29 protein-coding genes and 1 pseudogene are annotated in these 21,450 nt (G+C 67.9%); 6 read left to right on the forward strand and 24 right to left on the reverse strand.

The genetic code is table 11. The features are described from left to right. From map to rpsJ, 24 genes and pseudogenes are all read right to left on the reverse strand, one after another. Positions 1–755 (reverse strand): annotated as a pseudogene (gene map, locus ACFYWX_RS07575) (type I methionyl aminopeptidase); the annotation flags it as partial. Positions 756–883: 128 nt separating this feature from the next. Continuing rightward, entirely contained in the window at positions 884–1,546 is a 663-nt protein-coding gene (locus ACFYWX_RS07580; protein ID WP_389423034.1) for an adenylate kinase, read from the reverse strand. Next, a complete protein-coding gene (gene secY, locus ACFYWX_RS07585; RefSeq protein WP_389423035.1) occupies positions 1,546–2,859 on the reverse strand; it encodes a preprotein translocase subunit SecY in 1,314 nt (437 codons plus the stop codon). Before secY ends, ACFYWX_RS07580 begins: the two co-directional genes overlap by 1 nt. Positions 2,860–3,092: 233 nt before the next feature. After that, positions 3,093–3,548, reverse strand: coding sequence for a 50S ribosomal protein L15 (rplO, locus tag ACFYWX_RS07590; protein WP_003974249.1), 456 nt, complete (start codon positions 3,546–3,548; stop codon positions 3,093–3,095). A 2-nt stretch (positions 3,549–3,550) separates the two neighbouring features. Continuing rightward, on the reverse strand, positions 3,551–3,733 hold the full coding sequence (gene rpmD / locus ACFYWX_RS07595) for a 50S ribosomal protein L30 (protein WP_129307387.1): 183 nt from the start codon (positions 3,731–3,733) through the stop codon (positions 3,551–3,553). A gap of 2 nt (positions 3,734–3,735) precedes the next feature. Then, the gene (gene rpsE, locus ACFYWX_RS07600) at positions 3,736–4,341 is read right to left on the reverse strand and encodes a 30S ribosomal protein S5 (protein ID WP_009190144.1); all 606 of its coding nucleotides are present in this window, start codon (positions 4,339–4,341) and stop codon (positions 3,736–3,738) included. Between the two features lie 41 nt (positions 4,342–4,382). Then, on the reverse strand, positions 4,383–4,766 hold the full coding sequence (gene rplR / locus ACFYWX_RS07605) for a 50S ribosomal protein L18 (RefSeq protein ID WP_389423036.1): 384 nt from the start codon (positions 4,764–4,766) through the stop codon (positions 4,383–4,385). A gap of 3 nt (positions 4,767–4,769) precedes the next feature. Then, a complete protein-coding gene (gene rplF / locus ACFYWX_RS07610; RefSeq protein ID WP_389423037.1) occupies positions 4,770–5,309 on the reverse strand; it encodes a 50S ribosomal protein L6 in 540 nt (179 codons plus the stop codon). Positions 5,310–5,333: 24 nt separating this feature from the next. Further along, entirely contained in the window at positions 5,334–5,732 is a 399-nt protein-coding gene (gene rpsH, locus ACFYWX_RS07615; RefSeq protein ID WP_013001411.1) for a 30S ribosomal protein S8, read from the reverse strand. Positions 5,733–5,945: 213 nt separating this feature from the next. After that, entirely contained in the window at positions 5,946–6,131 is a 186-nt protein-coding gene (locus tag ACFYWX_RS07620; protein ID WP_003948630.1) for a type Z 30S ribosomal protein S14, read from the reverse strand. A 5-nt stretch (positions 6,132–6,136) separates the two neighbouring features. Then, positions 6,137–6,694: a 50S ribosomal protein L5 gene (gene rplE, locus ACFYWX_RS07625; protein ID WP_003974255.1), complete on the reverse strand. Its 558-nt coding sequence runs from the start codon at positions 6,692–6,694 to the stop codon at positions 6,137–6,139. After that, positions 6,694–7,017 (reverse strand): 50S ribosomal protein L24, encoded by a 324-nt coding sequence (gene rplX, locus ACFYWX_RS07630; RefSeq protein WP_006376030.1) that lies wholly within the window; start codon positions 7,015–7,017, stop codon positions 6,694–6,696. Before rplX ends, rplE begins: the two co-directional genes overlap by 1 nt. Before the next feature lie 2 nt (positions 7,018–7,019). Further along, a complete protein-coding gene (rplN, locus tag ACFYWX_RS07635; RefSeq protein WP_003992364.1) occupies positions 7,020–7,388 on the reverse strand; it encodes a 50S ribosomal protein L14 in 369 nt (122 codons plus the stop codon). A 98-nt stretch (positions 7,389–7,486) separates the two neighbouring features. Next, positions 7,487–7,774 carry a 30S ribosomal protein S17 gene (gene rpsQ / locus ACFYWX_RS07640; protein ID WP_037680399.1) on the reverse strand — a complete coding sequence of 96 codons (288 nt, stop codon included), beginning with the start codon at positions 7,772–7,774 and terminating at the stop codon, positions 7,487–7,489. Then, a complete protein-coding gene (gene rpmC / locus ACFYWX_RS07645) occupies positions 7,774–7,998 on the reverse strand; it encodes a 50S ribosomal protein L29 (protein ID WP_121894850.1) in 225 nt (74 codons plus the stop codon). Before rpmC ends, rpsQ begins: the two co-directional genes overlap by 1 nt. Continuing rightward, positions 7,998–8,417, reverse strand: a complete 420-nt coding sequence (gene rplP / locus ACFYWX_RS07650; RefSeq protein ID WP_009327094.1) for a 50S ribosomal protein L16 — start codon at positions 8,415–8,417, stop codon at positions 7,998–8,000. Before rplP ends, rpmC begins: the two co-directional genes overlap by 1 nt. Before the next feature lie 5 nt (positions 8,418–8,422). After that, on the reverse strand, positions 8,423–9,256 hold the full coding sequence (gene rpsC / locus ACFYWX_RS07655) for a 30S ribosomal protein S3 (RefSeq protein WP_362451346.1): 834 nt from the start codon (positions 9,254–9,256) through the stop codon (positions 8,423–8,425). Next, a complete protein-coding gene (gene rplV / locus ACFYWX_RS07660; protein WP_133927829.1) occupies positions 9,256–9,603 on the reverse strand; it encodes a 50S ribosomal protein L22 in 348 nt (115 codons plus the stop codon). Before rplV ends, rpsC begins: the two co-directional genes overlap by 1 nt. A gap of 42 nt (positions 9,604–9,645) precedes the next feature. After that, positions 9,646–9,927, reverse strand: a complete 282-nt coding sequence (gene rpsS / locus ACFYWX_RS07665) for a 30S ribosomal protein S19 (protein ID WP_125514475.1) — start codon at positions 9,925–9,927, stop codon at positions 9,646–9,648. 12 nt (positions 9,928–9,939) lie between these two features. Continuing rightward, the gene (rplB, locus tag ACFYWX_RS07670) at positions 9,940–10,776 is read right to left on the reverse strand and encodes a 50S ribosomal protein L2 (RefSeq protein WP_030788280.1); all 837 of its coding nucleotides are present in this window, start codon (positions 10,774–10,776) and stop codon (positions 9,940–9,942) included. Positions 10,777–10,816: 40 nt separating this feature from the next. Beyond that, positions 10,817–11,236, reverse strand: a complete 420-nt coding sequence (rplW, locus tag ACFYWX_RS07675) for a 50S ribosomal protein L23 (protein ID WP_389423038.1) — start codon at positions 11,234–11,236, stop codon at positions 10,817–10,819. Then, positions 11,236–11,892, reverse strand: a complete 657-nt coding sequence (gene rplD, locus ACFYWX_RS07680; protein ID WP_389423039.1) for a 50S ribosomal protein L4 — start codon at positions 11,890–11,892, stop codon at positions 11,236–11,238. The genes rplW and rplD overlap by 1 nt, the downstream gene beginning before the upstream one ends. Before the next feature lie 7 nt (positions 11,893–11,899). Next, on the reverse strand, positions 11,900–12,544 hold the full coding sequence (gene rplC, locus ACFYWX_RS07685) for a 50S ribosomal protein L3 (RefSeq protein WP_389423040.1): 645 nt from the start codon (positions 12,542–12,544) through the stop codon (positions 11,900–11,902). A gap of 17 nt (positions 12,545–12,561) precedes the next feature. Next, the gene (gene rpsJ / locus ACFYWX_RS07690) at positions 12,562–12,870 is read right to left on the reverse strand and encodes a 30S ribosomal protein S10 (protein WP_003948644.1); all 309 of its coding nucleotides are present in this window, start codon (positions 12,868–12,870) and stop codon (positions 12,562–12,564) included. Between the two features lie 512 nt (positions 12,871–13,382). Between rpsJ and ACFYWX_RS07695 the strand changes: the two genes are divergently transcribed. From ACFYWX_RS07695 to ACFYWX_RS07720, 6 genes are all read left to right on the forward strand, one after another. Further along, on the forward strand, positions 13,383–15,044 hold the full coding sequence (locus ACFYWX_RS07695) for an RNA ligase family protein (RefSeq protein ID WP_389423041.1): 1,662 nt from the start codon (positions 13,383–13,385) through the stop codon (positions 15,042–15,044). 12 nt (positions 15,045–15,056) lie between these two features. Beyond that, a complete protein-coding gene (locus tag ACFYWX_RS07700) occupies positions 15,057–17,858 on the forward strand; it encodes a poly(A) polymerase (RefSeq protein WP_389423042.1) in 2,802 nt (933 codons plus the stop codon). 297 nt (positions 17,859–18,155) lie between these two features. Next, positions 18,156–18,482 (forward strand): hypothetical protein, encoded by a 327-nt coding sequence (locus ACFYWX_RS07705; RefSeq protein WP_389423043.1) that lies wholly within the window; start codon positions 18,156–18,158, stop codon positions 18,480–18,482. Further along, positions 18,482–19,201 (forward strand): hypothetical protein, encoded by a 720-nt coding sequence (locus ACFYWX_RS07710; RefSeq protein WP_389423044.1) that lies wholly within the window; start codon positions 18,482–18,484, stop codon positions 19,199–19,201. Before ACFYWX_RS07705 ends, ACFYWX_RS07710 begins: the two co-directional genes overlap by 1 nt. Before the next feature lie 22 nt (positions 19,202–19,223). After that, positions 19,224–20,756, forward strand: coding sequence for a putative T7SS-secreted protein (locus ACFYWX_RS07715; protein WP_389423045.1), 1,533 nt, complete (start codon positions 19,224–19,226; stop codon positions 20,754–20,756). 4 nt (positions 20,757–20,760) lie between these two features. Continuing rightward, a complete protein-coding gene (locus ACFYWX_RS07720; protein WP_389423046.1) occupies positions 20,761–21,441 on the forward strand; it encodes a hypothetical protein in 681 nt (226 codons plus the stop codon). Positions 21,442–21,450 lie beyond the last annotated feature (9 nt).

Below are 21,450 nucleotides of genomic sequence, written 5' to 3' on the forward strand. Positions count from 1 at the left end.
GGCCCCTGTTCCGTCAGGGCCACCGAGTGCTCCCAGTGGGAGGACCAGGTGCCGTCGGTGGTGATGACCGTCCAGTCGTCCTCGAGGACCTCGGTCTTGGGGGTGCCGAGGGAGACCATGGGCTCGATGGCGAGGCAGAAGCCGGGGACCAGCTTGGGGCCCTTGCCGCGGCGGCGGTCGACGTAGTTCAGCAGGTGGGGGTCCATGTGCATCTCGGTGCCGATGCCGTGGCCGCCGTAGTCCTCGATGATGCCGTAGCGGCCGCCGCCGGGCTTCGGCTGGCGGCGGATGTACGTCTCGATGGCCCGGGAGACGTCGACGAGCCGGTTGCCCTGCTTCATCGCGGCGATGCCGGCCCACATGGACTCTTCCGTCACCCGGGAGAGCTCGACCAGCTCCGGGGCGTGACCGGAGCCCACGAAGGCCGTGTACGCCGCGTCCCCGTGCCAGCCGTCGACGATCGCGCCGCAGTCGATGGAGATGATGTCCCCGTCCTTGAGGACGACGTCCTCGGAGGGGATACCGTGCACCACGACGTCGTTCACGGAGGTGCAGATCGTCGCGGGGAAGCCGCCGTACCCCAGGAAGTTCGACTTGGCACCGTGCTCCGCGAGCACCTTGCGCGCGACCTCGTCCAGATCCTTGGTGCTGGCCCCCGGCACGGCGGCCTCACGGGTGGCCGCGTGGATCGCGGCCACGACCAGCCCCGCCTCACGCATCTTGGCGATCTGCTCGGGGTTCTTGATCTGCACCATGGGGACAACGGCCTTTCTGGACCGGGAAGGGACGGACGCTTTCCACGATACGGGGACGGGCCAACCCTCCCCACACAGCAGCCGCGGCCCCCTCCTCGGGAACCGCGGCTACGGCGACGTACGAACGGCTACTTGGTGGCGTCCTCGCGCTTCAGCGCTCCGAGCGCGCGACCGGTGACCTCGTCCACCGGACCCAGCGCGGAGATGGTGACGACCAGGCCCTGCGCCTTGTAGTAGTCGATGATCGGCTCGGTCTGCGTGTGGTAGACCTCGAGCCGCTTGCGGACGGTCTCCTCGGAGTCGTCGTCGCGCTGGTACAGCTCACCGCCGCACACGTCGCAGACGCCGTCCTTGGCCGGCTTCTTGTACTCCTCGTGGAAGACGTGCGACGAGTCGTTGCGGCAGATGCGCCGACCGGCGATCCGCTTGACGACCTCTTCCTCCGGCACCTCGAGGTCCAGCACCGCGTCCAGCTTGATGGCCTCGGTCTTCAGCAGCTCGTCCAGCGCCTCGGCCTGCGAGACGTTGCGCGGGAAGCCGTCCAGCAGGAAGCCGTTCTCGGCGTCGGGCTGCTCCATGCGGTCCTTGGCCATCGCGATGGTGACCTCGTCGGGGACGAGGTTGCCGGCGTCCATGTAGGACTTCGCGAGTTTCCCGAGCTCCGTCTGCTTGCTGATGTTGGCGCGGAACAGGTCGCCCGTGGAGATGTGCGGGACGCGCAGCTTCTCGGCTAGACGAGTGGCCTGCGTGCCCTTTCCGGCACCCGGCGGCCCGACGAGGACGATTCGCATCAGCGGAGGAACCCTTCGTAATTGCGCTGCTGGAGCTGGCTCTCAATCTGCTTCACGGTCTCGAGACCGACACCCACGATGATCAGGATGCTGGTCCCACCGAATGGGAAGTTCTGGTTTGCGTTGAAACCAACCAACGCCATCGTCGGTACGAGAGCGATCAGACCCAGATACAGCGAACCCGGCCAGGTGATCCGGTTGAGCACGTACGAGAGGTACTCAGCGGTCGGCCTGCCAGCCCGGATGCCCGGGATGAAGCCACCATACTTCTTCATGTTGTCGGCGACTTCCTCGGGGTTGAAGGAGATCGCCACGTAGAAGAACGCGAAGAAAACGATGAGCAAGAAGTAGATAGTGATGTAAATCGGGTGGTCGCCCTTGGTCAGGTTCTGCTCGACCCAGCGCTTCCAGCCCGAGTCACCGCTGGAGAACTGCGCGACCAGGGCCGGGATGTAGAGCAGCGACGACGCGAAGATGACAGGGATCACACCCGCCTGGTTCACCTTCAGCGGGATGTACGTGGACGTCCCGCCGTAGGAACGACGGCCGATCATGCGCTTCGCGTACTGCACCGGGATGCGGCGCTGGGCCTGCTCGACGAAGACCACCAGGCCGACCATGACCAGGCCGACGAGGACGACGGTGCTGAACTCGATCCAGCCGCCGGCCAGGGTGCCCTGCTTCTTGATGGCCCACAGCGCGGACGGGAAGGTCGCGGCGATCGAGATGAACATCAGGATCGACATGCCGTTGCCGATGCCGCGGTCGGTGATGAGCTCACCGAGCCACATCACGACGGCCGTACCGGCGGTCATGCAGATGACCATGGTGATGGTGGTGAAGATCGCCTGGTCCGGGACGATCTGGCTCGCGACCGTGCAACCGGAGAAGAGAGCTCCGCTGCGGGCGGTGGCCACCAGGCCGGTGCCCTGCAGGATGGCGAGCGCCACCGTGAGGTAACGGGTGTACTGCGTGATCTTCGCCGTACCGGCCTGGCCCTCCTTCTTGAGGGCTTCCAGGCGCGGAATGACCACGGTCAGCAGCTGGAGGATGATGCTCGCCGTGATGTACGGCATGATGCCCAGCGCGAAGATCGTGATCTGGAGCAGCGCGCCACCACTGAACATGTTGACCAGACCGAAGAGGCCCTGGTTGCCGGACGCCTGGTCCACACACTCCTGGACGCTCTTGTAGTCGACGCCAGGGATGGGGATGTGCGTTCCCATCCGGTAGACCACGATGATGGCGAGCGTGAAGAGCAGCTTCTTGCGCAGGTCGGGCGTCTTGAACGCCCGGGCGAACGCGGTGAGCACGGTGCCTCCTGCGACCCCCGCGCAACTGCGTCAAGGGTGACGGTCTTGAGGTTCGACGAATATGTAACGGTCAACTGCCGCTCAGAGTGCCCCGGGTGGAGCAACCTGTGAAAGTTGGCAGTGCAGGCCACCTTACCGGCGAGACTGCCCCCTAGGAACGACCAACCGGGGATACCCCATTTTGTGGGTATCCCCGGTCGGGTTCGTTCAGGTCATCGAGACGTCCGAGACATTCAGACGAGCTCGGTGACGGTACCGCCGGCGGCGGTGATCTTCTCCTTGGCGGAGCCGGAGACGGCGTCGACCGTCACCTGCAGCGCCACGGAGATCTCGCCCTGGCCGAGGACCTTGACGAGGCTGTTCTTGCGAACGGCACCCTTGGCGACGAGACCCTCGACGGTGACCTCGCCACCCTCCGGGTACAGCGCGGCCAGCTTGTCGAGGTTCACGACCTGGAACTCGGTCTTGAACGGGTTCTTGAAGCCCTTCAGCTTCGGAAGACGCATGTGGAGGGGCATCTGGCCACCCTCGAAGCGCTCCGGAACCTGGTAACGGGCCTTCGTACCCTTGGTACCACGACCGGCCGTCTTACCCTTCGACGCCTCACCACGACCGACACGGGTCTTGGCGGTCTTGGCGCCGGGGGCGGGACGGAGGTTGTGGATCTTGAGCGGGTTGTTCTCCGCCATGATCAGTCGACCTCCTCGACCGTCACGAGGTGACGGACATGGCGCACCATGCCGCGGAACTCGGGGCGGTCCTCCTTGACGACCTGCGTGTTGATGCCCTTGAGACCAAGGGAGCGCAGGGTGTCACGGTGGTTCTGCTTGCTGCCGATGTAGGACTTGACCTGCGTAATCTTGAGCTGCGCCATGATTACGCACCCGCCCCGGCACGCGCACGGAGAAGAGCCGCGGGGGCGACGTCCTCGAGCGGCAGACCACGGCGGGCCGCGATCTCCTCGGGACGCTGCAGACCCTTCAGGGCCTCCACGGTCGCGTGCACGATGTTGATCGCGTTGTCGGAGCCGAGCGACTTCGACAGCACGTCGTGGATACCGGCGCACTCGAGCACGGCACGCACCGGACCACCGGCGATAACACCGGTACCCGGGGACGCGGGCTTGAGCAGCACGACGCCGGCAGCCTTCTCACCCTGGATGGGGTGCGGGATGGTGCCCTGGATCCGGGGGACCTTGAAGAAGTGCTTCTTGGCCTCCTCAACACCCTTGGCGATGGCGGCCGGCACCTCCTTGGCCTTGCCGTATCCGACACCCACGGTGCCGTCACCGTCGCCCACCACGACCAGCGCGGTGAAGCTGAAGCGACGACCACCCTTCACAACCTTGGCGACACGGTTGATCGCGACAACGCGCTCAACGTAAGCGGTCTTCTCGGCGGCAGCTGCGCCGCCGTCACGGCCCTTCCGGTCCCGCCGCTCGCCGCCACCGGCACCGCCACCGCGGCGCTGGGGTCCAGCCATTGGAATTACCTCTCTCTGTTTCCGCTAGCTCCGGAACCGACTCAGAACTTCAGGCCGGCTTCGCGGGCGGCGTCCGCCAGGGCGGCGATGCGCCCGGCGTACTGGTTGCCACCACGGTCGAATACGACAGCCTCGACGCCGGCGGCCTTGGCGCGCTCGGCGACCAGGGCACCGACCTGCTTGGCCTGCGTCGACTTGTCGCCCTCGGCACCGCGGATCGAGGTGTCCAGGGTGGACGCCGACGCAAGGGTGTGCCCCTTGAGGTCGTCGATCACCTGGGCCACGATGTGGCGGTTCGAGCGGGTAACGACCAGACGGGGACGCTCCGCCGTACCGTTGACCCGCTTGCGGATCCGGATGTGGCGGCGCTTGATCGCGGCGCGCTTGTAGGCGTCGCCCTTGAGGATCTTCTGCCCGTATGCCATGGCTTACTTACCCGCCTTTCCGACCTTGCGGCGGATGACTTCGCCCTCGTACTTGACGCCCTTGGCCTTGTACGGGTCGGGCTTGCGCAGCTTGCGGATGTTGGCCGCAACCTCGCCGACCTTCTGCTTGTCGATGCCCTCGACCTGGAAGCGGGTCGGGTTCTCCACCTTGAAGGTGATTCCCTCGGGCGCCTCGACGGTGATCGGGTGGCTGTAGCCGAGCGCGAACTCGAGGTTCGAACCCTTGGCCTGCACGCGGTAACCGACACCGCTGATCTCGAGCTTCTTCACGTAACCCTGGGTCACGCCGGTGATCATGTTCGCCACCAGCGTGCGGGACAGGCCGTGCAGGGCCTTGCTCTGACGCTCGTCGTTGGGGCGGGTGACGTTCAGAACGCCGTCCTCACCCTTGGCGATCTCGATCGGCGCCACGACGGTGTGGGTCAGCGTGCCCTTGGGGCCCTTGACCGAGACCGTCTGGCCGTCGATGGTGACGTCCACGCCGGCGGGAACCGTGATGGGGAGCTTGCCAATACGCGACATAGCTGTTTCCTCCGTTCCCTTCCGTTACCAGACGTAGGCGAGAACTTCTCCGCCTACGCCCTTCTTGCCGGCCTGCTTGTCGGTGAGGAGTCCGTGCGACGTGGAGATGATCGCCACGCCGAGGCCGCCCAGCACCTTCGGCAGGGAGGTGGACTTCGCGTACACCCGGAGACCGGGCTTGGAGATCCGCTTGATGCCCGCGATGGAGCGCTCACGGTTGGGGCCGAACTTCAGCTCCAGGACGAGGTTCTTGCCGACCTCGGCGTCCTCGACCTTCCAGCCCGTGATGAAGCCCTCCTGCTGGAGGATCTCCGCGATGTGAGACTTGATCTTCGATGCCGGCATCGTCACGGAGTCGTGGTATGCCGAGTTCGCGTTCCGCAGACGCGTAAGCATGTCTGCGATCGGATCAGTCATGGTCATAAATTGGCCTTCGGCCTCTCTCGCCGGGGTTTCCTGGTGCGCCATCCCTCTCCCCGATCCGAGACGGGACGGGTGCGGCGCGGTGGACCTACGGCGTAGTAAGTCGTACGGGCGACAATCAGGCGCCCAACCCTCCAAGCCTAAGCCATGAAAGGGAGGGCGCCTGACACGCCCATTGCTTACCGAGAGCCCTTGGAATCCCTAAAAGGGGGATTACCAGGAGCTCTTGGTCACGCCCGGCAGCTCGCCACGGTGAGCCATCTCACGAAGGCACACGCGGCAGAGGCCGAACTTGCGGTACACGGAGTGGGGACGGCCGCAGCGCTGGCAGCGCGTGTAGCCACGCACGCCGAACTTGGGCTTGCGAGCAGCCTTAGCGATCAGAGCCTTCTTCGCCATCTCGCTCACGCCTCCTTGAAGGGGAAGCCGAGGTGACGAAGGAGCGCGCGGCCCTCAGCGTCGTTGGTCGCCGTGGTCACCACGGTGATGTCCATACCCCGGGTGCGGTCGATCTTGTCCTGGTCGATCTCGTGGAACATGACCTGCTCCGTGAGACCGAAGGTGTAGTTGCCACGGCCGTCGAACTGCTTGGGGGACAGACCACGGAAGTCGCGGATGCGCGGCAGCGCGAGCGACAGGGTGCGGTCCAGGAACTCCCACATGCGGTCGCCACGGAGCGTGACGTGGGCACCGATCGGCTGGCCCTCACGCAGCTTGAACTGCGCGATGGACTTGCGGGCCTTGGTGACGGCCGGCTTCTGACCGGTGATCGTGGTGAGGTCGCGGATGGCGCCCTCGATCAGCTTGGAGTCGCGGGCGGCGTCGCCCACACCCATGTTGACCACGATCTTGACGAGGCCGGGGATCTGCATGACGTTCTCGTACGAGAACTCCTCACGCAGCTTGCCCGCGATCTCCTCGCGGTACTTCGTCTTGAGACGCGGAGTGGTGGTGGTAGCCATCAGATGTCCTCACCCGTCCGCTTGGCAACGCGGATCTTGTTGCCTTCGTCGTCGAAGCGGTAACCGACACGCGTGACAACCTTGTTGCCGTCCTTCTCAACGACCAGCTGGACGTTGGAGACGTGGACCGGCGCCTCGGTCGTGACGATGCCACCAGCCTGCGAACCCTTGGCGGTCGGGCCGGCCTTGGTGTGCTTCTTGACCCGGTTGACACCCTCGACCAGGACACGGTCCTCGCGGGGGAAGGCCGCGATGACCTTGCCCTGCTTGCCCTTGTCCTTACCGGTGATGACCTGGACCAGGTCGCCCTTCTTGATCTTCATGCTTACAGCACCTCCGGCGCGAGCGAGATGATCTTCATGAACTTCTTCTCGCGCAGCTCACGGCCGACGGGGCCGAAGATACGGGTGCCGCGAGGGTCGCCGTCGTTCTTCAGAATGACGGCGGCGTTCTCGTCGAAGCGGATGTACGAGCCGTCCGGGCGGCGGCGCTCCTTGACCGTGCGAACGATGACCGCCTTGATGACGTCACCCTTCTTCACGTTGCCGCCGGGGATCGCGTCCTTGACGGTGGCGACGATGACGTCACCGATGCCCGCGTAGCGGCGACCGGAGCCACCGAGCACACGGATGCAAAGGATCTCCTTCGCACCAGTGTTGTCGGCGACACGCAGTCGCGACTCCTGCTGGATCACGTCTATCTCCTGTTTGTCTGCCGGTTCCCCGGGGGCCGCTCACAAGCGGCCCCCGGAGCCTGGCGGAACTGTCCTGCGAGGGATGCCCCGCAGGAGAATTACTTGGCCTTCTCGAGGATCTCGACGACGCGCCAGCGCTTCGTCGCGGACAGCGGCCGGGTCTCCGCGAGGAGGACACGGTCGCCGACACCCGCGGCGTTCTGCTCGTCGTGCGCCTTGAGCCTGCTGGTACGGCGGATGACCTTGCCGTACAGCGCGTGCTTGACGCGGTCCTCGACGGCGACGACGACGGTCTTGTCCATCTTGTCGCTGACGACGAGACCCTCACGGGTCTTGCGGAAGCCGCGGGCCTCTGCAGTCTGCTCAGTCACGTTGCTCTCACTCATCAGGCGCTCTCCACCGTCTCGATGCCCAGCTCGCGCTCACGCATCAGGGTGTAGATCCGCGCGATGTCCTTACGGACGGCCTTCAGCCGACCGTGGTTCTCGAGCTGACCCGTCGCCGCCTGGAAGCGGAGGTTGAACAGCTCTTCCTTGGCCTCGCGGAGCTTGTCCAGAAGCTCCTCGTTGCCCAGCTCGCGCAGCTCGGACGCCTTGGTACCGGCCGACATCACGCTTCACCTGCCTCGCGCTTGACGATCCGGCACTTCATCGGCAGCTTGTGGGCCGCACGAGTCAGCGCCTCACGGGCGATCTTCTCGTTGGGGTACGACAGCTCGAACATCACGCGTCCGGGCTTGACGTTGGCGATCCACCACTCCGGAGAACCCTTACCGGAACCCATGCGGGTCTCGGCAGGCTTCTTGGTGAGGGGACGGTCCGGGTAGATGTTGATCCAGACCTTGCCACCACGCTTGATGTGACGCGTCATGGCGATACGAGCGGCCTCGATCTGACGGTTCGTCACATACGCCGGGGTCAGCGCCTGGATGCCGTACTCGCCGAACGCAACCTGCGTGCCGCCCTTGGCAGCGCCGCTGCGCTTCGGGTGGTGCTGCTTGCGGTGCTTGACCCTACGGGGGATCAGCATGTCGGTCAGGCCTCCGTTCCGGTGCTCTCAGCCGGAGCGGCCGCCGGAGCCTCGGCCTTGGGGGCCTCGGCAGCGGGAGCCTGCTGCGGCTTGCGACCGCGACCGCCACGCTCGCCACCACGGCCACCACGGGCCGGGCGGTCGGCGCCGCCACCACCACGGGCCGGGCGGTTACCGGCGCGGGCGGCAGCGTTCTCGGCGCGGACCTCGGCGATGTTCTTGACGTCGCCCTTGTAGATCCAGACCTTCACACCGATGCGGCCGAAGGTCGTCTTGGCCTCGAAGAAGCCGTAGTCCACGTTCGCGCGGAGCGTGTGCAGGGGCACGCGGCCCTCGCGGTAGAACTCCGAGCGGGACATCTCGGCGCCGCCGAGACGGCCACCGCACTGGATCTTGATGCCCTTGGCGCCGGCCTTCATCGTGCCCTGCATGCTCTTACGCATGGCGCGACGGAAGGAGACGCGGGAGGACAGCTGCTCGGCAACGGCCTGAGCAACCAGCTGAGCGTCGGTCTCGGGGCTCTTGACCTCGAGGATGTTCAGCTGGACCTGCTTGCCCGTGAGCTTCTCGAGGTCGCCGCGGATGCGGTCGGCCTCGGCGCCACGGCGGCCGATGACGATGCCGGGACGCGCGGTGTGGATGTCCACCCGCACGCGGTCACGGGTGCGCTCGATCTCAACCTTCGAGATGCCGGCGCGCTCCATGCCGGACGTCATCATCCGACGGATGGCGACGTCTTCCTTGACGTAGTCCTTGTACAGCTTGTCGGCGTACCACCGGGACTTGAAGTCCGTGGTGATGCCGAGCCGGAACCCGTGCGGGTTTACCTTCTGGCCCATTACCGGGTTCCTTCCTTGCTGCTGACGACCACGGTGATGTGGCTGGTCCGCTTGCGGATCCGGTAGGCACGGCCCTGGGCGCGCGGACGGAACCGCTTCAGGGTCGGGCCCTCGTCGACGTACGCCTCGGAGATGAAGAGGCTGTCGACATCGGTGTGGTCGTAGTTGTGCGCGGCGTTGGCGATGGCGCTGTCGAGCACCTTGCCGACCGGCACGCTCGCGGCCTGCGGGGCGAAACGCAGGACCGCCTGAGCCTCCGCGGCGTCGAGGCCACGGATGAGGTCCACCACACGGCGGGCCTTCATGGGCGTGACGCGGATGTACCGCGCCTGGGCCCTGGCTTCCATGGTTGTCCTTCCAGTGTCTGTCATGGTCATTCCACCCCGCTGTTAGCGGCGCTTCGACTTCCGGTCGTCCTTGACGTGACCCCGGAAGGTGCGCGTCGGCGAGAACTCGCCGAGCTTGTGGCCGACCATCGACTCGGTGACAAACACCGGGATGTGGGTCTTGCCGTTGTGCACCGCGATCGTGTGGCCCAGCATGCTGGGGATGATCATCGAGCGACGGGACCAGGTCTTGATGACGTTCTTGGTGCCGGCTTCGTTCTGGACGTCCACCTTCTTTACGAGGTGGTCGTCGACGAAGGGCCCCTTCTTGAGACTGCGCGGCATCTAAACCCGCTCCTAGCGCTTCTTGTTCGTCTTGCGGCGGCGGACGATGTACTTGTTCGAAGCCTTCTTCGGCGAACGAGTACGACCCTCCTTCTGACCCCAGGGGCTGACCGGGTGGCGACCACCGGAGGTCTTGCCCTCACCACCACCGTGGGGGTGGTCAACCGGGTTCATCGCCACACCACGAACGGTCGGGCGGACGCCCAGCCAGCGCTTGCGGCCGGCCTTGCCCCAGTTGATGTTGCTCTGCTCGGCGTTGCCGACCTCGCCGACCGTGGCGCGGCAGCGCTGGTCGACCAGGCGGATCTCACCGGACGGCATGCGGAGGTGGGCCATCGAGCCCTCCTTCGCGAGCAGCTGCACGGAGGCACCGGCGGAGCGGGCGAACTTGGCACCGCCACCGGGACGGAGCTCGATCGCGTGGATCGTGGTACCGACCGGGATGTTGCGCAGCGCCAGGTTGTTGCCCGGCTTGATGTCGGCCCCGGGACCGTTCTCGACGCGGTCACCCTGCTGCAGGTTGCGCGGGGCGAGGATGTAGCGCTTCTCGCCGTCGGCGTAGTGCAGCAGCGCGATGCGCGCGGTGCGGTTGGGGTCGTACTCGATGTGCGCGACCTTCGCCGGCACGCCGTCCTTGTCGTGACGACGGAAGTCGATCACGCGGTAGGCGCGCTTGTGTCCGCCACCCTGGTGGCGAACGGTCACACGACCGGAATTGTTACGGCCGCCCTTGCTGTGCAGGGGGCGGACCAGCGACTTCTCCGGCGTGGACCGCGTGACCTCGACGAAGTCGGCGACGCTGGAGCCACGACGGCCCGGCGTAGTCGGCTTGTACTTGCGGATTCCCATTTCTCAGTCCTCGTCCGATATCGGACGATCCGGACCTCCGTCAGGAGGTCGGACCGCCGAAGATGTCGATACGGTCGCCCTCGGCGAGGGTCACGATCGCGCGCTTGGTGGACGCGCGCTGACCGAAGCCGGTCTTGGTGCGCTTGCGCTTGCCCTGGCGGTTGATCGTGTTGACCCCGGTGACCTTGACCGAGAAGACCGCCTGGACGGCCTGCTTGATCTGGGTCTTGTTGGCACTCGGGGCGACGATGAACGTGTACTTGTTCTCGTCGAGAAGCGCGTAGCTCTTCTCGGACACGACCGGCTTGACCAGGACGTCACGGTGGTCCGTGTACGACTTGCTCACCGGGGTGACGACGGTGTTCTTGCCCTCGGCGGCGTGGCGGCGCGCCTTGGCGACGCGCGCGGCCTTGGCGGCCTTCGCAGCCTTGGAGGCGATGCTCGGGTGACGCGTAGCCATCAGGCCTCGCTCCCTTCGGTGTCATTGGCCTTCGGGCCGGACACGAAGGACTCGAACGCGGACTGGGTGAAGACCACGTCGTCCGAGACGAGAACGTCGTACGTGTTCAGCTGGCCCGGCTCCAGGATGTGGACCTGGGGCAGGTTGCGGGCGGACAGCCACGCGGCCTCGTCGGCGCGCTCGACGACCAGGAGCAGGTTCTTGCGCTCCGAGATCTTGCCGAACAGCGTCTTCGCGGCCTTCGTGGAGGGGGACTCGCCCTCGATCACGCCGGTGACGACGTGGATGCGGTCGTGGCGGGCCCGGTCGGTGAGGGCGTGGCGCAGGGCCGCGGCCTTCATCTTCTTCGGGGTCCGCTGCGAGTAGTCACGCGGCTGCGGGCCGTGGACGACGCCACCGCCGGCGAACTGCGGGGCGCGGGTCGAACCCTGACGGGCGCGGCCGGTGCCCTTCTGGCGGTACGGCTTCTTACCGCCACCACGGACTTCACCGCGACGCTTGGTCTTGTGCGTGCCCTGGCGGGCAGCGGCGTTCTGCGCGACGACGACCTGGTGGATCAGCGGAATGCTGATCTTCTCCACGCCGAAGATCTCCGCGGGGAGCTCGACGCTACCGGTCTTCTCGCCTGCAGGCGAAAGGATGTCAACAGTGCTCATCGGTACCTCAGGCCCCCTTGGCCGCAGTGCGGACCAGGACGAGGCCGCCGTTCGGACCGGGAACCGCGCCCTTGATGAGCAGCAGACCCTTCTCCGCGTCAACGGCGTGGACGGTCAGGTTCTGGGTGGTGACACGCTCGTTGCCCATGCGACCCGCCATGCGGAGGCCCTTGAACACGCGGCCCGGGGTGGCGCAGCCACCGATGGAACCGGGGGAGCGGTGCTTGCGCTGGGTGCCGTGTCCGGCGCCGAGGCCCTTGAAGTTGTGACGCTTCATGACACCGGCGAAGCCCTTGCCCTTGCTCTTGCCGGTCACGTCGACCTTGAGGCCGGCCTCGAACACCTCAGCGGTGATCTCCTGGCCGAGGGTGTACTCGCTGGCGTCAGCGGTACGGATCTCGACGAGGTGGCGGCGGGGAGTGACGTCGGCCTTGGCGAAGTGGCCCTTGAGGGGCTTGTTCACCTTGCGCGGGTCGATCTCGCCGAACGCGATCTGGACGGACTCGTAGCCGTCGGAGTCGTTCGTACGGACCTGGGTGACGACGTTGGGGCCGGCCTTGACGACGGTGACCGGAACAACACGGTTGTTCTCGTCCCACACCTGCGTCATGCCGAGCTTCTCGCCCAGGATGCCCTTGATCTGCTTAGCCATTCTCAGATCACCAGCCCTCAGAGCTTGATCTCGATGTCGACACCGGCCGGGAGGTCGAGTCGCATCAGAGAGTCAACGGTCTTGGGGGTCGGGTCGAGGATGTCGATCAGGCGCTTGTGCGTGCGCATCTCGAAGTGCTCGCGCGAGTCCTTGTACTTGTGCGGCGACTTGATGACGCAGTACACGTTCTTCTCAGTGGGCAGCGGCACCGGGCCCGCGACCGACGCACCAGTGCGGGTCACCGTCTCGACGATCTTCTTCGCCGAGGAGTCGATGACCTCGTGGTCGTAGGCCTTGAGCCGGATGCGGATCTTCTGTCCCGCCATGGCTACTCAGTAGTCCTGTCTCTCGTAACGCTCTGGAACCCGGTGTTCCGTTGACTTCCTCCGACCCACGCGGTCGGGCGTGTCGCGCTTCCACTGACACAGATGTCCCTTGTTCGAACATCCCTCCAGGGAATGAACACGGCCCTTCCGGAACCGCAAGCCGGGGCCGAAAGACCACCGGGTGCCTGGCCGGTGCTGCACTGACACTTCCCGGAAGATTCCCGTACGTCCGTCCCAGCGCTGCCGTGAGGCAGTTGGGACGACGAGTACTGTGGGACTCGCTTCCAGTCCTCCCGGCGGGAGGCGCGCAGCATCAACACTCGACCGAGCAACCCCGCTAGTCTGCCATACAGGACGGGGCCTCCGCCAATCGAGCCGGAGAGAATACCCCGGACGTGACGAAGGTCAAACACGTACGCGTGGCCACCCCCGCCATGCCGTAAACCGCTGGCCCACGGCCGCCCGGCGTTCCTAGGCTGATCGGGTACGAGCCGCCACGGGGGACGTTCACCATGCGTACGCATTATCCGCGGACCCGGCATCTGCCCTGGTCCCCCGGCGCCACCGCCGATGATCTCAGGATCACCGACCTGTCCGGCCTGCGCGGCCGCGAGGTCGTCGTCACCGAGAAGCTCGACGGCGAGAACACCACGCTGTACGCCGACGGCCTGCACGCCCGCTCGCTCGACTCGGCCCACCACCCCTCCCGCACCTGGGTCAAGGCCCTCCAGGCACGCGTCGGCCACGCCATCCCCGAGGGCTGGCGGGTGTGCGGGGAGAACATGTTCGCCCGGCACTCGATCGCGTACGACGACCTGGAGAGCTGGTTCTACGGCTTCTCGGTCTGGGACGCGGACGGCCGCTGCCTGGACTGGGACCGGACGGTGGCCTTTCTGGGCGGACTCGGCGTCCCCGTACCGCGGAGCCTGTGGCGAGGCGTGTTCGACGAGCGGGCGCTGCGTGCGCTGCGGCTGGACCCTGGGCGGCAGGAGGGGTACGTCGTCCGGGTCGTGGACGGGTTCGGCGCTCAGGAGTTCGGGGAGCGTGTGGCCAAGTGGGTGCGGGCCGGGCATGTGCGGACGGACACGCACTGGATGCACGCGGCCGTCGTCGAGAACGGTCTCGGCCCGGGGGCCGCGTTGTGGGCGGTGCGTTCGGGGGCGGCGGTCGACGCGGCGGCGCTGGAGGAGGCCGTGGGGCTGCCCGGTGAGGGGGACCCGCGGGCTGTCGCCCGGTTCGATCCGGCGGGGCGGTCCGGGGACGACCGGCTCGTCGGCGTGCTGGCCGCGCTGCTGCACTCGGACAGGCGGGCACGGCTCGCGGCGCGGCTCGCCGGGGTGGTGGGCATGCCGCTCGCGCGCCGGATCGCGGATCTCGTGGGACTGCACCCGGCGCTGCACCGGCCGTATCCGGACGAGGACCGGCGGGCCGGCCTGGTGCGGCTGTCCCACGCAGCCGACCTCGGTCTGCTGCACGCGGTCGCCCGGGCCACCGCGGCCGCGGACGAGGCGCGCGAGCAGGTGGAGTGGTCGGCGCTGCACGCCGAGGACGCAGGGAGCATGGACGAGTGGGCGCTGCGCGAGGCGTTCGCCGGGCTGCCGGCCGACGCGGCCGTCCGGTGCCGGGCCGAGGCCCGGGAGGCGTACGCGCAGGGCCGGATCAGCGGTGTCGACGAGGCTGTGGCGGCGACCTGGCGTTGGCGCTCCGGCGCCTTCCCGAAACTGATCCAGACGGTCGGCCCGGCAGGCAGCGGCAAGAGCACCTTCGCCCGCGGACTCCCGGGCGTGGACGCGTACGTCTCCTTGGACGATCTGCGCGCGGCGCGCGGCGCACGCGCCGACCAGCGTGCCAACGAGGCCGTCCTGCGCGAGGGACTCGACCGACTGGACAAAGCCCTGGCCGACGGGGGAACAGTCGTCTGGGACGCCACCTCCCTCAACAAGCAGCAGCGCTCGCTCGTGCACGCGATCGCCCACCGCCGTGACGCCCTGATCACTCACGCCGTGGTCCTGGTCGACGAGGACGAGCTGATACGGCGCAACGCCCGCCGCGAGCACCCGGTGCCCCCGGAGGTGCTCGCCGCCCAGCTGCGCCGCTTCGGCCCGCCGTATCCGGGCGACGCGCACCGCACCTGGTACATCGGGGCGAGCGGAACCGTCGAGGAAGAGATCTGAGGGGTCTGACCGGTGCGTACGAGCGAGGAGATCTATCACCGGGTGCGCTGGGACGCGCGCTTCGACCCGGCCCGCTTCGTGCTGGGCATCCTGCAGCGCGGGGCGGCGCCCAAGCGTGTTCCGCTGCCCGCCTTCGTGCCGGGAGGCGAGATCCCGTGGCACCGGGTGCTGTTCTTCGAGGCCGACGGTGAGGTGGTGTGGGACCGGGCCACGGGTGTGGACCGGATCGACGCGACGCGGGCCGGGCGGGTACGGGAGGCTCGGCTGCTCCGAGCGCCGTTCTTCACGGCCCGTACGCCGTATGCGTGGAACGGGGAGGACTGGGTGCCCGCGCGCTCACCGCGCCGGAGCGCGCCCGGCTCCGGAGAGGTGCGCGTGCTGACCTGGAACGCCCTCTGGGACCGGTACGACGCCGACCGCATCGACAGCGCCCGGCGCAGGCCCGAGCTGCTGCGGGCCCTGCACGATGCCGACGTCGACGTGATCGCGTTGCAGGAGGTCGAGGCGGAACTCCTCGTCCCGCTGCTGCGTGAGCCGTGGGTGCGGGCGGGCTGGACGCTGGGAACGGATCCGCGGGAGCGGGATGTGGACGAGTGCGGTCTGCTGCTCCTGAGCCGGTTGCCCGTGCGCGAGGCCGCGTTCCATGCACTGGGCCCGCACAAGGCGGTGACCGCCCTCGTCGTGGAGACGGGTGCGCGTCCCCTGGTCGTCGCGGCGACGCATCTGAGCAGCGACCACTCCGAGAACGGTGCGGTCCGACGCGATGCCGAACTGACGCGGATCGCTGAAGGGTTGGCTGGTCTGGAAGCCGGTCTGATCCTGATGGGCGACTTCAACGACGGCGGTGACACACCGCAGCTGACGTTGGGGATGCGGGACGCGTGGAGCGAGGTGCACGGCGCCGGCGACCCGACCCCGACCTTCGACCCGGGCACCAACCCACTGGCCGCGATCTCGTCCCTGAGCGGCCGGGCCTCCCGGCTGGACCGGGTGCTGCTGCGCGGGGAGGGTCTGCGGGTGGGGCGGGCCGAGCTGTACGGCGACGCGCCCACGGCGGAGGGGCTGTACATCTCCGATCACTACGGTGTGCGGGCCGAGGTGACGGCGGACGCGAAGGAGGCGGAGGGTGCGGACGGTGTGGCCGCCCTCGGCCGTCTGGACGTACGTCCGACTCCCCGCACGGCACTGGCGTGGATCCCTCCCCAGGAGCTGTGGCCGCCGCTGCAGGACATCCGCCGCGATCACGACCCACAGATCCGCCGCTGGCCTCCGCATGTGAACCTGCTCTTCGGATTCGTACCGGAACATGCCTTCGAGCAGGCCGCATCGGTGCTCGCGACGGCCACCACGGCTCCCTTCGACGCCCGGCTGGAGGGCGTGCACTGGTTCGGCCACCGGGACGACGCCACCGTCTGGCTCGACCCCGGGGCCGCCGGTGAGGAGCCGTGGACCGAGCTGCACCGCACCCTCCTGCGTCACTTCCCCGGCTGCCGCGGTCGCCACTCGGGCTTCACCCCTCACCTGAGCCTGGGGCGCACCACCGACCCGAACACCCTGGCCGCAGCCTGCGCGGCCCGGCTCACTCCGATGCCGGTCAGGGTCGGCGAGCTGGCGCTGCTGTCGCGGCGCGGGGACGAGCCGATGCGGGTACGGGGGACGGTGACGCTGGGGACGGGAGAGGTCCGCTGGAGGGAAGAGGCCGCGCAACACGCCTACGAGCCCACCGACACCTCTGCCGCCGATCTGGTCACGGCCCGCATCACGGGCGTGCTCTCCGAAGGTGTCGTGCACGTCGTCGGCTCCCGGCGCATGAGCTGCGCGCTGCCCGGTGCGGACCTGGACCTGGTGGCGGCACTGCCCGGCACTGTCGAACTCGCCGCTGTACAGACGCGGTTGACCACCGCGCTGGGTGAGGCGACGGATGTGCGCGAGGTGGTCGGGGCCCGCGTACCCGGTCTGCGGTTGCGGGTCGACGGGCTGGACGTGGACCTGGTCGTCGTCGCCACCGGCTCGCTGGACCCCGCCGAGGCGGTGGCTCGCCGGGCCGAGCTGGGAGAGGCGGCGGCGATCGCGCTCAGCGCGGTGAGCGACGCCGACGCGGTGCTTGCCTCGGTGGGCACACACGGCCCGGCCTTCGCCCGGCTGGCCACGCAGGTCAAGGCATGGGCGAAGGCGCGGGGCCTGGACTCGGCACCGTTCGGGGGTCTGCCGGGCCTCGCCTGGTCCGTCCTGGCGGCCCGCACCGCGAGCGAGGCCGGCGACCTGCCACCGACCGATCTGCTACGGCATTTCTTCGCGACCTGGGCGGCATGGGACTGGCGAGAGCCGGTAGGACCGAAGGGCGCCCGGCCCCACCCCCACCCCCTCACGATCACGACACCCTCCGCCCCCGTACGCCCCTGCACGGACCAGGTCACGCCGGGTATGCGTGACCTCATCACCCAAGAGCTGTTCCGTGTCTGGGAGTTGCTGGACACGACCACGGGCCCGTACCCATGGGCCGAACTCCTCGCCCCTCCCCCACTCCACCGCCGCCACGCGGCCTGGGTGGTCGTGACGGTGGACTCGGCCGCGGACGAGGGCCGGGTGCGAGGCAGGATGCGGGCCCTCATCACCGACCTCTCGGCAACGGCCCCCGACTGCCACGCCTGGCCCCGCCCCTTCACCACGAACCCCGCCCGCTACGCCATCGGCCTGGGCTCCACACCACCGAGCACCGACCACCTCACGAAGGTCGCGGAACACCGACTGCGCGGCCTGCCCGGCGTCACACTGACATGGGCCGAAGGGGGCGCGATCCCGACCCTTCGCTGATCATCGGGACGGGATCAGTACGGAGCCCTGATCTACTGGGCCCTGGCTCTGTTCACTCTCGCCTGAAGGATCCCGACGGCCGTCGGTGCAGGCGGAGACGCCCCTGTCCGGCTACGTGGTGCCGGTGAACGTGTCTCTTGGACGGCCCGTCATCACCGGTGGTTCTGCACCACCTCGTGGAGAGCTCGGGAAGCTTCCGTGCATACCTGTGCCGGGAGGCGGCGGGGCCCCTCGTGTCGCGAGTTCCGCGTGCGATGATCACGCTGATCAGCGACCGTCACGGGGACACGACACAAGATGACCGGGTACTACAAGGTCGAGTTCGAGGCAATGGCCCGGCTCGTCGTCGATCTCGCCGAATGTGCGGACACCATGCGGTCCGCGATGAGACAGCTGAAGGACATCGGGCCCAAGGGCGCCGGCTCCGGTGAGCTGGAGGAGGCCTGCGACGACTTCCAGGAGAAGTGGGGCTACGGCATCGAGCTGATCGCCGACGCCACGGGCGGCATCACCGAGAAGGTCGCGCAGTCGGGCCGTGTCTACCAGGGACTGGAAGAGGAGGTCACCGCACTCGTGCAGGCCGTGAAGCTCGCCGACAAGTCCTTGAAGGCGGGCGGCCAGTGATGCCCGGCTCCGCTGAGACGGCCGCGTTCCACTTCCAGGTGCCGTCGGAGTTCCACGCCGTGCCGCTGGGCCTGGGTGACGACGAGGACGCCTTCGACGCGCAGGTACGGCAGTTCGCGCGCGACTACTGGGGCGAGCGCGAGGATCTGGAGCCCCTGCGCAAGGTGACTACGGCCATGTATGCGGCGAACGCGCAGAACCTCGTCGAGGGCGGCACCGTGTACAACGCGCTCGGCATCTTCCCCATCGGCGGCAGCGCGGACGGTTCCGAGCCTCCCGAGCGCATCAGCCGCGCCACGCTCACCGTCAGCGTGCGCGACCTGGACAATCCCGACCCGCACTTCACCGCCGCGGGCATCGCTGAGGCGCTGGACAAGGCGGACCAGGGCAGCGAGGTCCAGCTCGTCTCCCTTCCCGTCGGCCCCGCAGTCGTCCACATCGCCGGGTCCCGCGCCGTGTGGGAGCTGCCGGAGGGAGAAACGACGGGGGAGCCAAGAGAGCAGGAACGGTTCTTCGTTCGTATCGAGGTCTGGGTGCCCTTCCCCGGCGAGAACCGCCTGCTGCTGCTCTGCCTCAGCACGGCCGACGTCCAGGACCTCTTCCACTACCAGTCCGTACTCGCGGACATCGCCGACACCGTCGCCTTCGGCGAGGACGAGGCGCCCACGGTCGCGGTCACGAAAGAAGCTGCCCCGCCCTCCCCCTTCGGCTCCTACTGATCGCGTCCAGGAGATCGTCCCCATGAACCCGCAGACGGCACAGACCTACGACGCGCTCGGCTTCGACCCCGCCCCCGGTGTGCCGGCCTCCGTGCACCAGCTCGTCACCTCGCTCAGCGGCGCGGGCAAGCAGCTGCACGACGCACACACGACCCTGACCAAACTGGGGAAGGCGGACGGGGCTTGGGTGGGCGAAGCGGCGGCCGCCTTCGCCGAGAAGACCGGTGTGCTGCCGAAGTACCTGGACAACGGGCACGACTCACTGATCGACGCCGCGCACGCGCTGCGCACCTGGGAGTCGCAGCTGTCGGATTTCCAGACCAAGGCACGCCACTACGAACACGAAGCCGCGACGGCCAAGGACACGCTGGCGGAGGCGCGGAGCAACCCGGACCTGAAGCTCGCGAACCGGACGTTCGACACGGACGGGGAATTGCAGGACGCGCAGCGGCGCCTGGACCACGCGACGAAGCGGGTGAACGAGGCGAGCGACGACCTCGACGCGATCATCAAGAAGGCGCGGGAGCTCCAGCACGATCACCAGGTGGCGGCGCACACCGCCGCCGATCTGATCCGCAAGGCGGCCGAGGACGCACCGGTCGAGTCCCTCCTGGACATGATCGTCGACGCGGTCAAGGGCCTGGGCGAACGCATCAAGGATCTCGCGGGCGACCTCTGGGACTGGATCAAGAAGCACGCGGACACGATCTACAAGATCGGGGACTGGCTCGGCTACGCGAGTGCCGCCTGCGACGTCCTCGCGGTCGTCTTCTCCGAGACCATCATCGGCGCCGTCGTCTTCGAGGGTATCGGCATGGTGCTCAACGCCGGCGCCCTCCTCTTCCACGGTGTCGGCTGGGCGGCCGGGGCGAAGAAGGGCAACTGGCTGGACATCGGTCTGGACGTCGTGGGATTCGTTCCGTTCGGGGACCTTCTGCGGCTGGGGAAGGTCGGCAAGGGCATGTTCAAGGGCGTCAAGATCCCGATGAACGTCCTGGACTTCGGAGCGAAGGCCTCCGACGCCTGGAAGCGCGCGGACGACATCATCGAGCACGTCGGCGGAACCGCGAAACTGGGCGACGACGCCGAGGAATGGGTGATGCGGAACGTCAGCGCCCTCGGCAGCAAGGCACACGCGATCCACATCACCGCGGACACGATGGCGGACCGTTTCAAGGTGGCCGTGGCCAAGGAGTTCGGTGACTTCAACCTGTACAAGGCCGGCGCGGGAATCACGGACGTCGCCTTCCAGAGGGTGATGCCCCAGCTGATCGAGAACACCCCGCTGGGGCGTATCCCCGCGCTCGCGGACTCCGTCAAGCCGATCGTCGACAACGCCGGCGAGACCGTCGGCCGCTACATCGACCCCCGCTCCTGGACGGCCCGCGGCTACGAGGCGGCGCTCGGCGCGAAGAACCTCTACAAGGAGGGTGTGCGGATCGCCGCCGACCCGGTTCAGTACGGCTCGGAGAAGATCCACGAGGGGATCGACCGGGCCCGCGACACAGCAGGCGACGTCATCGGCCGCCTGGCCGACGCCAACCCGTTTGGATGACCCCGTGGACAACAACCCGTACGCCTTCCTGGTTTCCGGGAACAACCCCGTTCCGGTGTCCGATCCGCAGTCACTGGGACTGCCGCCCGACGCCGACGTGCGCTCGACGATCCGGTTGACGACCGCCCGCCGCCCGGCGGACACCCCGCTGGCCCGGGTGATCGCGCCACGCTCCGCGGAGCGGTGGAGCCACAAGGCGCCCTCACCGTTCTGGATCCACGACGGACCGAGCGGCAGCCCCTGGTGTTCCGTCCACCCGGCAGCGCCCGGCACCTACGACGTCCACGCCGCCGACGGCACCCCGCTGGCCAGGATCACCCGCCGCGCGGGCAGGCTCCTGCCCTGGCCCCGCCGCGTCCGCTGGTCCGCGCAGTTCACCGGCGCACCGCAAACCTTCACGGGCAAGGAGGGCACCTGGTACGGCTGGCTCGTCTACGTGGTGACGGCGCCCGTCTGGTTCCTGTTCGCGCTCTGCGCGCTCCTGTACGCGTTCTTCGACGGAACCACGGACGACTACACGTTCGGCAGACCCGTCCGCACCCGCTGGCGCACCCAGGGCACCGGCACGGCCCTGGACTACCGGGGCGTCAACAAGGTCTACCGCTTCGATCCCCAGCGCCTGGACCCCCGGGTCGCCTACGCCCTGGCGGTCCTCCAGAACCGGCAGCGCAGGAGCAGGAGCTGAACCGGCCGG

It is taken from the genome of Streptomyces sp. NPDC002888 (assembly GCF_042888465.1).
Lineage (GTDB): Bacteria > Actinomycetota > Actinomycetes > Streptomycetales > Streptomycetaceae > Streptomyces.